This window comes from Bacillus sp. CBEL-1, assembly GCF_004348885.1.
GTDB lineage: Bacteria > Bacillota > Bacilli > Bacillales > Bacillaceae_H > Priestia > Priestia aryabhattai_A.
The window spans coordinates 1522825-1538627 of record NZ_SBIM01000013.1 but is presented as its reverse complement, the minus strand read 5'-3'; the positions used below and the strand labels follow the sequence as shown (position 1 = coordinate 1538627).

At 38.9% G+C, this 15803-nt stretch carries 13 protein-coding genes, 1 other RNA gene and 1 other annotated feature; of the genes, 12 read left to right on the top strand and 2 right to left on the bottom strand.

The window, feature by feature from the left end; translation table 11 throughout:
* The first annotated feature begins 26 nt into the window (after positions 1–26).
* The 5 genes from EPL02_RS17835 to dtd all read left to right on the top strand — a co-directional run bounded on the left by EPL02_RS17835 (position 27) and on the right by dtd (position 6717).
* Complete coding sequence (locus EPL02_RS17835) at positions 27–920, top strand: cation diffusion facilitator family transporter (RefSeq protein WP_131888330.1); 894 nt, start codon at positions 27–29, stop codon at positions 918–920.
* 71 nt (positions 921–991) lie between these two features.
* Positions 992–3334, top strand: coding sequence for a single-stranded-DNA-specific exonuclease RecJ (gene recJ, locus EPL02_RS17830; protein WP_131888329.1), 2343 nt, complete (start codon positions 992–994; stop codon positions 3332–3334).
* Positions 3335–3349: 15 nt separating this feature from the next.
* Positions 3350–3862 (top strand): adenine phosphoribosyltransferase, encoded by a 513-nt coding sequence (locus EPL02_RS17825; RefSeq protein WP_025911735.1) that lies wholly within the window; start codon positions 3350–3352, stop codon positions 3860–3862.
* Positions 3863–4055: 193 nt separating this feature from the next.
* Positions 4056–6254, top strand: a complete 2199-nt coding sequence (locus EPL02_RS17820; RefSeq protein WP_025911733.1) for a RelA/SpoT family protein — start codon at positions 4056–4058, stop codon at positions 6252–6254.
* Between the two features lie 16 nt (positions 6255–6270).
* A complete protein-coding gene (gene dtd / locus EPL02_RS17815) occupies positions 6271–6717 on the top strand; it encodes a D-aminoacyl-tRNA deacylase (RefSeq protein WP_131888328.1) in 447 nt (148 codons plus the stop codon).
* A gap of 50 nt (positions 6718–6767) precedes the next feature.
* Here the strand turns inward: dtd and EPL02_RS17810 are convergent, their stop codons facing one another.
* Positions 6768–7658 (bottom strand): N-acetylmuramoyl-L-alanine amidase family protein, encoded by an 891-nt coding sequence (locus EPL02_RS17810; protein WP_131888327.1) that lies wholly within the window; start codon positions 7656–7658, stop codon positions 6768–6770.
* A 139-nt stretch (positions 7659–7797) separates the two neighbouring features.
* Between EPL02_RS17810 and EPL02_RS17805 the strand changes: the two genes are divergently transcribed.
* From EPL02_RS17805 to EPL02_RS17780, 5 genes are all read left to right on the top strand, one after another.
* The gene (locus EPL02_RS17805; protein ID WP_035321387.1) at positions 7798–7974 is read left to right on the top strand and encodes a hypothetical protein; all 177 of its coding nucleotides are present in this window, start codon (positions 7798–7800) and stop codon (positions 7972–7974) included.
* 130 nt (positions 7975–8104) lie between these two features.
* Positions 8105–8338 (top strand) — a binding site (T-box leader).
* A gap of 67 nt (positions 8339–8405) precedes the next feature.
* Entirely contained in the window at positions 8406–9674 is a 1269-nt protein-coding gene (gene hisS, locus EPL02_RS17795) for a histidine--tRNA ligase (protein ID WP_094910894.1), read from the top strand.
* 12 nt (positions 9675–9686) lie between these two features.
* The gene (aspS, locus tag EPL02_RS17790; protein ID WP_131888325.1) at positions 9687–11465 is read left to right on the top strand and encodes an aspartate--tRNA ligase; all 1779 of its coding nucleotides are present in this window, start codon (positions 9687–9689) and stop codon (positions 11463–11465) included.
* A gap of 46 nt (positions 11466–11511) precedes the next feature.
* Positions 11512–11691, top strand: a non-coding RNA gene (gene ssrS / locus EPL02_RS17785) — 6S RNA.
* A 210-nt stretch (positions 11692–11901) separates the two neighbouring features.
* Positions 11902–12669, top strand: a complete 768-nt coding sequence (locus tag EPL02_RS17780) for a tRNA threonylcarbamoyladenosine dehydratase (RefSeq protein WP_094910892.1) — start codon at positions 11902–11904, stop codon at positions 12667–12669.
* Between the two features lie 82 nt (positions 12670–12751).
* Here EPL02_RS17780 and EPL02_RS17775 read toward each other — a convergent pair whose 3' ends face one another.
* Positions 12752–14017 (bottom strand): replication-associated recombination protein A, encoded by a 1266-nt coding sequence (locus EPL02_RS17775; protein ID WP_094910891.1) that lies wholly within the window; start codon positions 14015–14017, stop codon positions 12752–12754.
* Between the two features lie 196 nt (positions 14018–14213).
* Between EPL02_RS17775 and cymR the strand changes: the two genes are divergently transcribed.
* Positions 14214–14630: a cysteine metabolism transcriptional regulator CymR gene (cymR, locus tag EPL02_RS17770; protein WP_094910890.1), complete on the top strand. Its 417-nt coding sequence runs from the start codon at positions 14214–14216 to the stop codon at positions 14628–14630.
* Positions 14631–14656: 26 nt separating this feature from the next.
* Positions 14657–15799, top strand: a complete 1143-nt coding sequence (locus tag EPL02_RS17765; protein ID WP_131888324.1) for a cysteine desulfurase family protein — start codon at positions 14657–14659, stop codon at positions 15797–15799.
* The last annotated feature ends 4 nt before the right edge of the window (positions 15800–15803 follow it).

Here is a 15803-nt window from a genome sequence, read left to right as displayed (position 1 = left end):
CTGCTTTCTAGAAAGGGTGTGGAAAAGTGGACAATGAAAAGCGATTTAAAGAAGCGCAAACTGCAGCAGTGGTAGGAATGGTTGGTAATATTGTCTTGGCCATCATGAAATCAGTTGTAGGCGTCATGGCAAACAGTCGAGCACTCATAGCGGATGCAGCAAATTCCGTTTCAGATGTTGCCGGCTCACTTGTGGTTTTTATTGGTGTGAAAATTGCAAAGCAGCCACCTGATGAAGACCACCCTTATGGACACGGAAAAGCTGAATCAATCGCTGCTATTATCGTAGCCGTTCTTTTAGCCATTGTAGGGATTGAAATTTTAACTTCATCTTTCCAAGCATTCTTTAATCCAATAGAGCCACCTAAAATTTTTGCTATTTATGCTCTAGTTACGGCTATCATCATTAAAGAAGGATTGTATCGATACACATATCGTATTGGAAAGAAAATAAAAAGTGACGCTGTTATGATCAACGCACATGATCATCGTGTGGACGTCTTCTCTTCCTTTGCAGCGCTTGTAGGTATTGGGTCTTCTCTTATTGGTGATAAAATTGGAATAGAGTGGTTAGTATATGCGGACCCCCTAGCAGGATTAATTGTTTCTGTACTTGTTTTAAAAACAGCTTGGACACTAGGGGCAGAAGCTTTTCACAATACGTTGGATCATGTTCTTCATGAGGAAGATACTGCACATTTAAAAGAAATAGTGTTAGGTGTTGAAGGTGTTGAACGAATTGATACCCTTCATGCAAGGGAGCATGGTTACTATGCTATTGTTGATTTGCGCATTTCAGTCGATCCGTTTATTACGGTAGAAGAAGGTCATCAGATTGGAAAAGTAGTCAAAGAGCAGCTACTGGAAGAACCGAATATTCAAGGTGTATTTGTTCATATTAATCCATATTCAGAAAGTTAAGATTAAGCTCACTCATTGCCCCTTTGGACTGCCTTTAGTATAATTATGTGGGTTAAGGGGTGAGATGAGATATGCTACAGTCAAAGAAGCGTTGGAATGTAAAACATATAGATAATCCACTTGTTGATGAATTTGCAAAGAAACTCAATATTACACCTCTCGTTGCTTCACTGCTTATTAATCGAGGAATTCAAACGGTAGAAGAAGCCTCACAGTTTTTACATATTGAGGATGAATCTTTTCATGATCCATTTCTTTTAGAAGGTATGGAAGAAACGGTTGCACGTATTCGTCAAGCAATTGAAAACAATGAACGTATTATGATATATGGGGACTATGATGCTGATGGTGTAAGCAGTACGTCCGTTATGCTATCTGCTTTAGGTCAACTCGGAGCACAAGTTGATTTTTATATACCCAATCGTTTTACAGAAGGCTACGGCCCAAATGAACAGGCATTTAGACAAATTAGTGATGAAGGGTATGGTTTAGTCATCACAGTAGATACTGGAATTTCAGCAGTAAAAGAGGCAAAGCTAGCAGCTGAGCTGGGATTTGATCTAATCATTACTGACCACCACGAACCAGGCCCTGAACTTCCAGAAGCCTATGCAATTATACACCCTAAGCTTCCTGGTGGAGTTTATCCATTTAAAGAGCTAGCTGGAGTTGGGGTGGCATTTAAATTAGCACACGCTTTGCTCGGTGAAGCTCCTGAGCATTTATTAGAACTAGCTGTCATTGGTACAATTGCTGATTTGGTACCGCTAGTTGGAGAAAATCGACTAATAGCAAAAAAAGGCTTACGCTATTTAAAGAGTTCGACCCGACCTGGAATTGAAGCACTACTAAAAGTATGCAGCGTGAAGAAAGAAGACATTACGGAAGACACGATTGGATTTGCTCTTGCTCCAAGAATTAATGCTGTAGGTCGTCTTCAAGATGCAGACCCAGCAGTCGATTTACTGATGTCTGATCATTATGAAGAAGCAATTGAGTTAGCAAAAGAAATTGATAATTTAAATAAAGAACGTCAACAGATTGTTAATGAAATTACACAAGAAGCAATCAATACTGTGGAAGGTCTATACCCGCCTAGTGAGAATCCAGTCTTAATTATTGAAGGTGAAGGCTGGAACGCAGGGGTTGTTGGAATTGTAGCTTCTCGCTTGGTAGAAAAATTCTATCGTCCAACCATTGTGTTAAGTCTTGATCACGAAACGGGCTTAGCAAAAGGGTCAGCAAGAAGTATCCCTGGATTTGATTTATTTGCAAACTTATCAAAGAGTCGTGATATTTTACCACATTTCGGAGGCCATCCAATGGCTGCAGGGATGACGCTTGAAGCAAAAAATGTTGAGCTATTGCGTCAACGCTTAAATGAACAAGCGCAAGAAGTGCTAACCGAACAAGACTTCATTCCCATTACTTCGATTGATACAATATGCAAAATTGAAGATGTTACAATCTCTAGTATTGAAGAACTTCAAACACTCGCGCCATTTGGTATGCATAACCCTAAGCCAAAAGTTCTTGTTGAGCACGTTACGCCAACATCAATGCGTAAAATTGGGAGTGACAAAAACCATTTAAAGCTTGTTGTAGAAGATAATGGATTCTCTATTGACGCTGTAGGATTTGGATTAGGACATGTGTTAGATGAGGTTTCTCCATTAGCTAAAGTATCGTTAGTCGGTGAGCTTTCTATTAATGAATGGAATAATATGCGAAAGCCACAGCTTATGATTGAAGATGTAGCGGTCAGCGAATGGCAGTTATTTGATTACCGAAATTCATTTGATATGAAACGGTTTTTTCAAGAGATTTTTACGAAAGAAATGGACATTGTAACTTTTAATCCAAAGACCGTTCAAAAGCATGCAGCGATTTTGCCAATGGATCAAGTCGTTGAGATTTCGACAGATGAACAGGCTAGTCTATATAAGTCAGCTGATAAACAAATGGTTCTTTTAGATTTACCAGATTCAACACAGAGGCTAAACCTCTTGTTTGCTGAAGGACAGCCGGCTCGAGTTTACGCGATGTTCGTAACAGAAAGTGATAGTTACTTTGATACGATTCCAACGCGGGAGCATTTTAAGTGGTTTTATGGACTGCTAGCGAAAAGAAGTCCGTTTGACTTAAACCGTTATAAAGAAGAAATTGCCATTCACAAAGGCTGGACAAAAGATACAATTGATTTTATCTGCCAGGTGTTTTTTGAACTAGAATTTGTTACAATAAACAATGGTCTAATTTCGCTAGTGAAAAATAGTTCTAAACGTGATTTAATAGAGTCTGTGACTTATCGTAATAAACAGCAACAAATTGAAATGGACAAAAACTTTATTTATAGTTCATATGCACAGTTAAAAAGTGAGTTTGAGAAGCTTCTTGCAAGTGCGGATGAATGAGGAGGCAACATTAGAATGAATTTTAAAGATTATATTACAATTGTACCTGACTGGCCAAAACCAGGTATTAAGTTTAAAGATATCTCAACATTAATGGATAATGGTGAAGCGTATCGTGCAGCGACAGATGAAATCATGAAGTATGCAAAAGATAAAGAGATTGATATCATCGTTGGACCTGAAGCACGTGGATTTATCGTTGGCTGTCCGGTTGCATACGCGTTAGGTGTAGGCTTTGCACCGGTTCGTAAAGAAGGTAAATTACCTCGTGAGGTAATTAAAGTTGATTATGGCTTAGAATATGGAAAAGACGTATTAACAATCCATAAAGATGCAATTAAGCCAGGGCAACGTGTATTAATTACAGACGACTTATTAGCGACAGGTGGAACAATTGAAGCAACAATTAAACTGGTTGAAGAACTAGGTGGAGTAGTTGCTGGGATTGCGTTCCTTATTGAATTGTCATATTTAGATGGACGCGAAAAGCTAGAAGGATATGACGTATTTACATTAATGACGTATTAATGAATGGATGTATAATGAAACAGAGAAGTGCCTAAATGAATTAGGCGCTTTTTTGTTTAATACAAAGAAAGCAAAAGATTGAAATGTGACTTTATTTGATAAATTATTACCAAAGGCTTTACATCTCTATTAATTTTCATGATAATAGTTACAATATGAATTAATAAAAATGCTAGTTGATAAAGGTGATTTCATGGCAAATGAGCAAGTCCTAACAGCAGAACAGGTCATTGATAATTCGAGACGGTATTTGGATGAAGAGGATGTTGCGTTTGTTCAAGCAGCATATGATTTTGCAAAAGAAGCACATAAAGAGCAATATCGTAAATCAGGAGAACCGTATATCATTCATCCTATACAGGTTGCAGGGATTTTAGTTGATCTTGACATGGATCCAGCTACAATTGCAGCTGGATTCTTACACGATGTCGTTGAAGATACAGAGATAACGCTAAAAGATTTAGAGAAAGCTTTCAATTCAGAAGTTTCAATGCTAGTAGACGGTGTTACAAAACTTGGGAAAATTAAATATAAATCAAAAGAAGAGCAGCAAGCAGAAAACCATCGCAAAATGTTTGTTGCAATGGCACAGGATATTCGTGTTATTTTGATTAAATTAGCGGACCGTTTGCATAACATGCGTACATTGAAGCACTTACCACAAGAGAAACAGCGCCGCATTTCAAACGAAACGTTGGAGATTTTTGCACCGCTTGCTCATCGTTTAGGGATTTCAAAAATTAAGTGGGAGCTTGAAGACACAGCGCTCCGCTATTTAAACCCTCAGCAATATTATCGAATTGTAAACTTGATGAAGAAAAAGCGAGCAGAGCGCGAGCAGTATTTAGAAGAAGTTATTGATGAAGTCCGCGAGAACGTTGATGATGTATCGATTAAAGTCGAAATTTCGGGTAGACCAAAGCACATTTATTCAATCTATCGTAAAATGGCTCTTCAAAATAAACAGTTTAATGAAATTTATGATTTGCTTGCAGTGCGTATTATTGTAGACAGCATTAAAGATTGCTATGCGGTACTTGGTATTATCCACACCTGTTGGAAGCCAATGCCTGGTCGTTTTAAAGATTATATTGCAATGCCAAAGCAAAACATGTACCAGTCTCTTCATACAACCGTTATTGGGCCAAAAGGAGATCCATTGGAAGTTCAAATTCGTACTTTTGATATGCATCAAATTGCAGAGTACGGAATTGCTGCACATTGGGCGTATAAAGAAGGAAAGTCAACGGAACATGCATCTTTTGAAGAGAAGCTAACTTGGTTCAGGGAAATTTTAGAGTTTCAAAATGATGCTAATGATGCAGAAGAGTTCATGGAATCATTAAAAATTGACTTATTTTCGGACATGGTCTACATTTTTACGCCGAAAGGCGATGTGATTGAATTACCATCCGGCTCCGTTCCAATTGATTTTGCATATCGCATCCACTCAGAAATTGGAAATAAAACAATTGGTGCGAAAGTCAACGGAAAGATGGTTACGCTTGATTACCGGTTAAAAACGGGAGATATCATTGAAATTCTAACATCCAAGCATTCTTATGGACCAAGTAAAGATTGGTTGAAGCTTGCTCAAACATCTCAGGCGAAAAATAAGATACGTCAGTTCTTTAAGAAACAAAGCCGAGATGAAAATATTGAAAAAGGCAAAGAGCTTGTTGAAAAAGAAATTCGTCAAATGGAATTTGATGTGAAAGAAGTATTAACAACCGATAATATTAAACGAGTAGCCGAAAAGTTTAACTTTTCAAATGAAGATGATATGTATGCAGCAATTGGATATAATGGTTTAACTGCTGCTCAGGTTGCCAATCGTTTAACAGAGAAATGGCGAAAACAGCGTGATCAGGAGCAGGAAGTGCAGGTAGATGATCTTGCTCGAGATACAGCAGCAAAGCGTGTACGTCAGCATAAGCGCAAAGACTCTGGTGTTATTGTACCGGGTGTTGAAAATATGCTTATTCGTTTATCAAAATGTTGTAATCCAGTTCCTGGTGATGAAATTGTAGGATTTATTACAAAGGGGCGTGGAGTATCTGTTCACCGCGCAGACTGTTTGAATGTCCATACGGAGGATTCGGAAAATCGTTTAATTCCAGTTGAGTGGGAAACGCATATTAAAGAAGGTAAAGAATTTAATGTCGAGATTGAGATATCTGGATATGACCGTCGCGGCTTGTTAAACGAAGTGCTGCAAGCTGTAAATGAAACAAAAACCAATATTTCAGCTGTATCTGGACGATCTGATCGAAATAAAATGGCAACCATTAATATGTCAATTTCTATTCATAACATTAGTCATCTTCATAAGGTTGTTGAACGTATCAAGCAAATTCGTGATATCTATTCGGTTCGTCGTATTATGCATTAAGAAAGGTACGTGAAGAATGAAAGTTGTAGTACAGCGTGCAAAAGAAGCAAAGGTTACCGTTGAAGGTGAAGTTGTTGGTGAAATTAGTAAAGGCTTTATGCTCTTAGTAGGGGTTACGCATGAAGATGAAGTGAAAGATGCGGATTACCTTGCAGATAAGATAGTCAACCTACGAGTGTTTGAAGATGAAGCAGGGAAAATGAATCACTCATTGCTTGATATTGAGGGAGAAATTCTATCTGTTTCGCAGTTTACGCTATATGGTGATTGTCGAAAAGGAAGACGCCCAAATTTTATGGGAGCGGCAAAGCCAGACAAAGCGCTTACGCTGTATAAGTATTTTAACGAGCAGCTAGAGAAAAAGGGAGTTCGTGTTCAAACCGGTTCGTTTGGAGCAATGATGGACGTTAGCTTTACCAATGATGGGCCTGTTACGTTAATTATTGAAAGCAAAGATAAATAAGTGATTAAAAAAGCGTCTGTTGCATCACGTGCAAACAGGCGCTTTTTCTATTATTGTTTGAAGTATTGCTGAATTCCTACGGCTACTTGATGAGAGACTCTTCGCTGATACTCAACGGAATTAATGTAGGTTTCTTCACGCTTATTACTTAAAAAACCTAGCTCTAATAAAATGCTTGGACGTTTATTTTCACGCAGCACGTAGTAGTCTCCAAAGCGCACTCCTTTATCTTTTAAATCACTTTGATTGACAAGTGAAGCATGAACAGAACCAGCTAGAAGCGAGTCTTGGTTGTCATGATAAAAGTACGTGATGAGTCCCGTTAAGCTGGAATCAGCGACACTGTTATAATGAATGCTGATATACAAATCAGCGCTGTTTGAAGCCAAGATACGATTGGACAGCTTTACATAGGAATCGTCTGTTCTTGTTAATTTTACGATGGCACCATTGTTTTGAAGCTCTTCTTGTACAAAACGAGCAGTTCGAAGTGTTAAATCCTTTTCATATGTACCTTGTGTACCTATTGCCCCCTTGTCTTTTCCACCATGTCCTGGGTCTAAAATAATGGTTTTCCCTTTTAAATCGTCTGTAGGTAGATTTTTGATAGCAGGTGTCGATTTTAGCTGAATCTGTTGCTGTGGAGAGAGGTTATTAAAATTTAACAATGCTGTATGTGGTTTAGAAATCCAGCCTTTAAGGTCTTGAAATTGAACAAAAATCCAATCTCCTTGTTGATCTATAACGTTCACCTCATCATGCTGTTTAAGTGTTGCTGCAATTGAAAAAGCTAAACCTGGTCCTGTTCGAACGTGTAAGGTATCCGCTGTAATAATCCTAGGTGAGAAGCGTGGAGATTCTGGATGATCGAAGGAAGAGAGACAAACGAGTATGATGACAGACAACAAGAAATAGAGTTTAGACGAGCGAACAAAAGCCATACATATTCCTCCTTTATCACAGACTAAGTAATTCGAGATTACGAAAAAAAATCCTTTCGTTTATGAAAGATGTCGACTTTTTTGGCAATGCTATAAAGAGCATATGTAGTGTAAAAGTACATGGAAAGAAGGGGTATACGTGAAATTTAGTGATAAAGGTGAGCATTCCTTTCAACAAAATCAGTCGCTTTTCGGCATGCAGTTCCACGACTTCGTAGATAAAGAAAAGGATGCTTCTTCAATTGAATTAGCGTCAGAATTTGGTTTGTCGCTTCGAGATGTACAAAAGCTTAGAAAACAGCTAAATCGTTCATAATTCATTTCGCTTCCAACTTACCAACAATTTATAGCCGTGAAGTTCTTGACAACTGTTCATTTCATTCGTAATATAGTAAACAATTGCTATATTTTAACGAACGGCTATTACATAGCTTAATTTTATATGAATAGAACCTATGATAAAGAAAAGTAGTTGAGATGACACATGGAGAGAGAAAAAGTGCCTTGGGCTGAAAGCATTTTACATGATGACTCAATGAATGAACACTTTGGAGGTTTCGCTCTGAAAGCATGGTTAGTAGGAGTTGAACGGTTTCGTACGTTAACGAATGAGTGGAAGCATGCAGCATGGTATGCTTCAATTAGGGTGGTACCACGTGATTTAAACTCTCGTCCCTACTAGTTGCTAGTAGAGATGAGAGTTTTTTTGTTATAGAAAATGAAGTTATAGGAGGCATATGACGCTTTATGTCAGTTCAAATACCAAGAGGAACTCAAGATATCTTACCAGGAAAAGTAGAATACTGGCAGTTTGTTGAGCAAAAAGCTCGTGAAATCTGTCGTGCATTTAACTACAAGGAAATTCGTACACCGATGTTTGAACATACTGAGCTATTTCAGCGTGGTGTGGGAGAAACAACGGATATCGTTCAGAAAGAAATGTATACCTTTAAAGATCGCGGAGATAGAAGTTTAACGCTTCGTCCAGAAGGAACTGCTGCTGTTGGACGTTCTTACGTAACGCATAAAATGTTTGGGAATCCAAATCAACCAACGAAGCTTTTCTATATTGGCCCAATGTTTCGATATGAAAGACCGCAAGCGGGACGCTTCCGTCAATTCGTTCAGTTTGGTGTTGAAGCACTTGGTGTGAATGATCCAGCTATCGATGCAGAAGTGTTGGCGCTTTTAATGAATTTTTACCAATCCCTAGGTTTAAAGAAGCTAAAGCTAGTTGTAAACAGCTTAGGAGATACAGAAAGTCGTCAAGCGCATCGTCAGGCGCTAATTGATCATTTCTCTCCGCGAATTGGTGAGTTTTGTAGCGATTGTCAAAACCGCTTGCACAAAAATCCACTTCGCATTTTAGATTGTAAAAAAGATCGTGATCACGAGCTTATGCATACGGCACCATCTATCTTAGAATATTTAAATGACTATTCAAAAGAATACTTTGAAAATGTACAGCAATACTTAACGGACTTAGACATTGAGTATGTTGTTGATCCAACGTTAGTTCGCGGGTTAGATTACTATAATCACACAGCATTTGAGCTAATGAGTGAAGCTGAAGGATTCGGTGCTATTACTACGCTATGTGGTGGAGGACGCTATAACGGACTAATTCAGGAAATCGGTGGTCCTGAAACACCAGGTATTGGATTTGCTTTAAGTATCGAGCGCTTACTATCAGCCTTAGAAGCTGAAAGCATTGAGCTTCCGGTAGAAAAGGGTATTGATTGCTATGTTGTGACGCTTGGGGACGCAGCAAAAGCAAAATCAGTGGCGCTTGTGAATAAACTTCGAAAAGCGGGCTTTGTAACAGAAAAAGACTACCAAGACAAAAAAGTAAAAGGCCAATTTAAATCTGCAGATCGCTTAGAAGCAAAATATGTAGTGGTCCTTGGAGATGACGAGTTAGAAAAAGGCGTAGCTAATGTGAAAGATATGGCATTAGGTCAGCAAGAAGAAGTGAAGTTAGAAGAGCTAGTAGCTTACTTACAGAACAAAGCTTAAGGAGGAATAGTCATGACAAAACGTTCATATTACTGTGGTGACGTAACGGAGACGGTCATCGGTGAAAAAGTACTGCTAAAAGGTTGGGTGCAAAAGCGCCGTGACTTAGGAGGATTAATCTTTATTGATTTACGTGACCGAGGAGGTTTAGTACAAGTAGTATTTAACCCTGAGGTGTCGAAAGAAGCGCTTGAAATCGCTGAAACTGTTCGAAACGAGTACGTATTGCAGGTTGAGGGTGAAGTAGTAGGTAGACAAGAAGGTACGATTAACCCTAACTTGAAAACAGGGAAAATTGAAATTCACGCTGAGCGTATCACAGTATTAAACGAAGCAAAAACGCCTCCATTTGCTCTGAATGATCAAACAGATGTATCAGAAGATGTGCGTTTAAAATATCGTTACCTAGACCTTCGCCGTCCGGAGATGTTTTCAACACTAAAGATGAGAAGCGATATTACAAAGACTATTCGCAACTTCTTAGATGACAACGACTTTTTAGATGTAGAAACACCGATTCTAACAAAAAGTACCCCAGAAGGTGCACGTGATTACCTTGTACCAAGCCGTGTGCATCCAGGAGAATTTTACGCGCTTCCACAGTCGCCGCAAATATTTAAGCAGCTGTTAATGGTAAGTGGTGTAGAACGCTACTACCAAATCGCGCGCTGCTTCCGTGATGAAGACTTACGTGCGGATCGCCAGCCAGAATTTACGCAAGTCGATATTGAAACTTCTTTCTTAACACAAGAAGAAATTATGACAATGACAGAAGAAATGATGTCAAAAGTAATGAAAAATGTAAAAGGTTTAGATATTCAGACACCGTTCCCACGCATGTCTTATGATGAAGCGATGAGTCGATTTGGCTCTGATAAGCCGGATACGCGATTCGCTATGGAGCTTGTCGATTTATCTGAACTTGTAAAAGACTGTGGGTTTAAAGTATTCAGTGCTGCAGTAGAAAGCGGCGGTCAGGTTAAAGCAATCGCTGTTAAAGGAGCTGCTCAGAATTATTCTCGCAAAGATATTGATGCGTTAACAGACTTTGTTAAGATTTACGGTGCTAAAGGCCTTGCATGGTTAAAAGTTGAAGCTGAAGGACTAAAAGGACCAATTAGTAAATTCTTTAATGAAGAAGAACAAGGGCAGTTTATGAACACGTTACAAGCAGAAGAAGGGGATTTATTATTATTTGTTGCTGATAAAAAATCAGTAGTAGCAGATGCATTAGGTGCACTTCGCTTAAAGCTTGCTAAAGAGCTGGGCTTAATTGATGAGTCATTATTCAATTTCCTATGGGTAACTGATTGGCCACTTCTTGAGCATGATGAGGAAGAAGGTCGTTACTATGCGGCTCACCATCCGTTTACAATGCCAGTTCGTGAAGATTTACCTCAGTTAGAAACAAACCCAGGTGCCGTTCGCGCTCAAGCATATGATCTTGTTTTAAACGGCTATGAGCTTGGTGGCGGCTCACTGCGTATTTATGAGCGTGATATTCAGGAGCAAATGTTCAAAACGCTTGGCTTTACCCTTGAAGAAGCGCATGAACAATTTGGCTTCTTACTTGAAGCGTTTGAATACGGAACACCTCCTCACGGTGGAATTGCATTAGGACTTGATCGTCTGGTTATGCTTCTTGCTGGACGTACAAATCTTCGCGATACGATTGCGTTCCCGAAAACAGCGAGCGCAAGCTGTCTATTAACAAACGCACCGGGTGAGGTAAGTGAGGCTCAGCTTGTGGAATTGAATTTAGATATTCGAAAAACAAAAACAGAAGCATAATATTGCAAAAAAAAATCTTCTGTGATAAGATACTTTCAAGAACAATAGAGTCCTGATATGTTCGTCTTTACAACAGTTTTGACCGAACAATTTGTTGCTTGGGAATTCGGAGTTTTTATACAGCGTACATGCCTTTTCTAAGGACTTACAATGTGTAAAACAGAGTACCCACCTGCTGAGAGCGGGTTCAAAACAAAAGCACTAAGACGGCATTATTGGGACTAGCGTACATAAAAACCTTCTCTGTTTTAGATAGAGAAGGTTTTTTTATGAGTTTTTAATACGTAACCCGATAGACATGCTTGCTTTTGAAGAAAAGTGTGTTATAGTCTAATTCGTATAAAAACCATTATGCAAGCATTTACGATGGTAGAAAAACTTGAAAAGTACACACTATTAAAAAAGTGTTGAAATAGAAAGGCGGAGTGTTTAAACAATGTTGCATCAATTTTCACGTAATGAGCTAGCGATTGGAAAAGATGGCTTAGCAACTTTAAAAGGCAGTACAGTAGCTGTTCTAGGTATTGGAGGCGTTGGTTCATTTTCGGCAGAAGCGCTTGCTCGCTCAGGAGTTGGACGATTAATTTTAGTTGATAAAGACGATGTGGATATCACAAACGTTAATCGTCAAATTCATGCTTTATTATCAACAGTAGGGAAACCAAAGGCAGATTTAATGCGCGATCGAATTCTTGATATTAATCCAGATTGCGAAGTCATTTCGTTAAAAATGTTCTATACAGAAGAAACATATGAGCAGTTCTTTAGCTATGACCCTGACTTCGTGGTTGATGCGTCTGATACTATTTCATATAAAATTCATTTGATGAAAGAGTGTTTAAGACGAAATATTCCGGTAATCTCAAGCATGGGCGCTGCTAATAAAATGGACCCAACTCGCTTTAAAATTGCTGATATTTCCAAAACCCATACAGATCCAATTGCGAAGGTAGTACGTACGCGACTGCGTAAAGAAGGAGTTCGCAAAGGAATTAACGTTGTCTTTTCGGATGAAAGACCAATCGTTATTCGTGAAGAAATTCGTAAAGAAGTAGGAAACGATGCAGCGGAAATTCGCAAAGCTAAAATGCCACCATCATCAAATGCATTTGTTCCTTCTGTTGCCGGTTTAATCATGGCTGGACATGTTATTAATGAACTGTTAGCAGACGTAACAATTAAACGTGTTGGTGACGATAAGTAAGAAAAAAAGCCCCATTAGGCTCTGAATTTAAAAAATAAAGTTTATCTTTATCTTTTAAAACCTGGCCTCTTTGGGGCTTTTATTATGTGGATAAATTCTTATAAACCTGTGCTAATGCTTGTTCAAATTTTCCTGTTCTTTTTGGTTCATAATAGCGTTTATTCTTTATTTTATCAGGAAGGTATTGCTGTTTAACCCATCCGCTTTCAAAGTCGTGAGGATATTGATAATTCTGTGCTCTCCCAAGCTTAGCTGCTCCTTTATAATGGCCGTCTTTTAAATGATTGGGAACCTCACCAGACAAGCCTTTTTTTATATCAGCAATAGCAGCGTCAAGTGCTTTGTAAGCTGAGTTTGACTTTGGTGATAAACAAAGTTCAATGACGGCAGTAGCTAGCGGTATACGTGCTTCTGGAAGTCCTAGCCTCTCAGCTGATTCAATGGCGGATAGCGTTCTTGCACCGGCTTGAGGGCTCGCTAGTCCAACATCTTCGTATGCAATGACTAAAAGTCGTCTGTTAATGCTTATTAAATCACCAGCTTCAATCAGTCTTCCTAAGTAATGAAGAGCGGCATTCACATCGCTTCCTCGAATGGATTTTTGAAATGCTGAAAGTACATCGTAATGAGCATCTCCATCTTTATCATGGGAAAAATATTTTTGCTGTAAGCACTGCTCAGCAATCTCAAGCGTGATATGAATAAAGCCTTCCTCATTTTCGTCCGTAGATAAAATAGCAAGTTCAAGGGCATTTAGAGCGGAACGAACATCGCCGTTACAGCTCGTTGTGAAGTGAAGCATTGCATCATGATCAACTTGAACATTTTGATCGCCATATCCGCGCTCTTTATCATGTAGTGCTCTGGTTAAGGCTTGTTCAATATCATCCGGTTCTAAGGGTTTTAGTTCAAAGATTTGACACCTACTTCGAATCGCTGGGTTAATCGCATGATAAGGGTTACTGGTAGTAGCTCCAATCAACGTAATAAGTCCATTTTCCAAATAAGGAAGTAAAAAGTCTTGTTTCCCTTTATCTAACCGATGAACTTCATCCAATAACAAGATTACTTTGCCAGACATTTTTGCTTCTTCAGCTACAATCTCCATATCTTTCTTATTATTCACAACCGCATTTAGCTGCCGGAAAGCTATTTTGGTTGTTTTTGCAATAGCTGTAGCAATAGACGTTTTTCCTACGCCAGGCGGGCCGTACAAAATCATTGAACTCAAGTGGTTGGCTTTGACCATTCGATAAATCATTTTGTCTTTTCCAACAAGATGCTGTTGTCCAATGATTTCGTTGATAGATTTAGGGCGCATGCGAAATGCAAGTGGGTTCTTATTCATACACTGACCTCCTTTTAGGATTGGATATGTAGTTTTTCTTTACTGTATCATATCTAAAAAAGTGTTGAAATTTATCTCATAGGGATAGTATGATATAATGTCAACAGTATAACGTTTTTGAATGGGCTATTTTAATTTGAAACAATGAACGACCTATTATAAACACCTTTATTGAATATAAGAAGGAGTGGAGAAGATGAAAATCTCGACAAAAGGACGCTACGGTTTGACAATTATGATTGCATTAGCAAAACGTTTTGGTGAAGGACCCATTTCATTGAAAACAATTGCTCAAAACCATGACTTATCCGAACATTACCTTGAGCAGTTAATTTCCCCTCTTCGTAATGCAGGCCTTGTGAAAAGTGTTAGAGGTGCATACGGTGGCTATATTTTAGCACATGAACCTGCAAATATTACAGCAGGAGACATTATTTCGGTACTAGAAGGACCAATCAGTCCAGTAGAAGGGTTGGAAGACGAAGAGCCAGCTAAAAGAGAGCTGTGGATTCGCATTCGTGACGCGGTTAAAGAAGTGTTGGATAGTACAACGCTTGAAGATTTAGCGAATCATTCAGATGGCGAACAAGAATCATACATGTTTTATATTTAATTTGCTGATTTAGGAGGAGTTTTTAGTTGGAGCGTATTTATGTAGACCATGCAGCCACGTCTCCTGTACATCCAGCGGTTGTTGAAAGAATGACGACGTTTATGCATGAACATTTTGGGAATCCGTCAAGCATTCATCACTATGGACGAGAAAGCCGTAGATATCTAGATGAAGCGCGTCAAACAATTGCCAGCAGTATTGGAGCACGTGAAAATGACATTATCTTTACGAGCGGTGGAACAGAAGCAGATAACATGGCGTTGATTGGTGTTGCGCTTGCGAATAAACATCGTGGCAATCATATTATTACTACATCTATTGAGCATCATGCTGTCTTGCATACCTGTCAGTTTCTAGAAGAACAAGGTTTTGAAGTGACATATCTACCGGTTGATGAAACTGGGCGTGTATCCATTGAAGATATTAAACGCTCATTAACGGATAAAACAATTTTAGTTTCAGTTATGTATGGCAACAATGAGGTTGGTACAATCCAACCAATCTCAGAAATTGGTGCACTGCTAAAAGAACATGGTGCTTATTTCCATACGGATGCAGTGCAAGCTTATGGATTAATTTCTTTAAATGTGCAACAATTAGGTGTCGATCTTCTTTCCGTTTCTTCTCATAAAATCAACGGACCTAAAGGAATTGGCTTTTTATATGTTGCTCCACACGTTGTGCTTTCACCGCTTTTATTCGGAGGAGAGCAAGAGCGAAAGCGTAGAGCGGGTACAGAAAATATGGCAAGCATTGTTGGGTTTGAACAAGCTGTTCGCATTGCGCAAGAATCATTAAAAGAACGTGCAGTTCAGTATAAGCAGTTTAAAGAACGAATGATGCAGATACTAGAAGAGGAGCAGGTATCGTTTAACGTCAATGGTAATGTCGATTATGCTTTACCACACGTACTGAATCTTTCTTTTGAACGTGTAAACGTAGAATCCATGCTTGTGAATCTAGATTTAGCAGGAATTGCTGCATCAAGCGGATCAGCTTGTACAGCAGGAACTGTTGATCCGTCTCACGTACTTGTCGCAATGTTTGGCAAAGAATCTGATCGTATTACCTCTTCAATTCGCTTTAGCTTTGGCTTGGGTAATACGATGGAGCAAATAGAAGAATTAGCTCGTAAAACAGCAACAATCGTAAAGCGATTGGCAAAATAAAAGA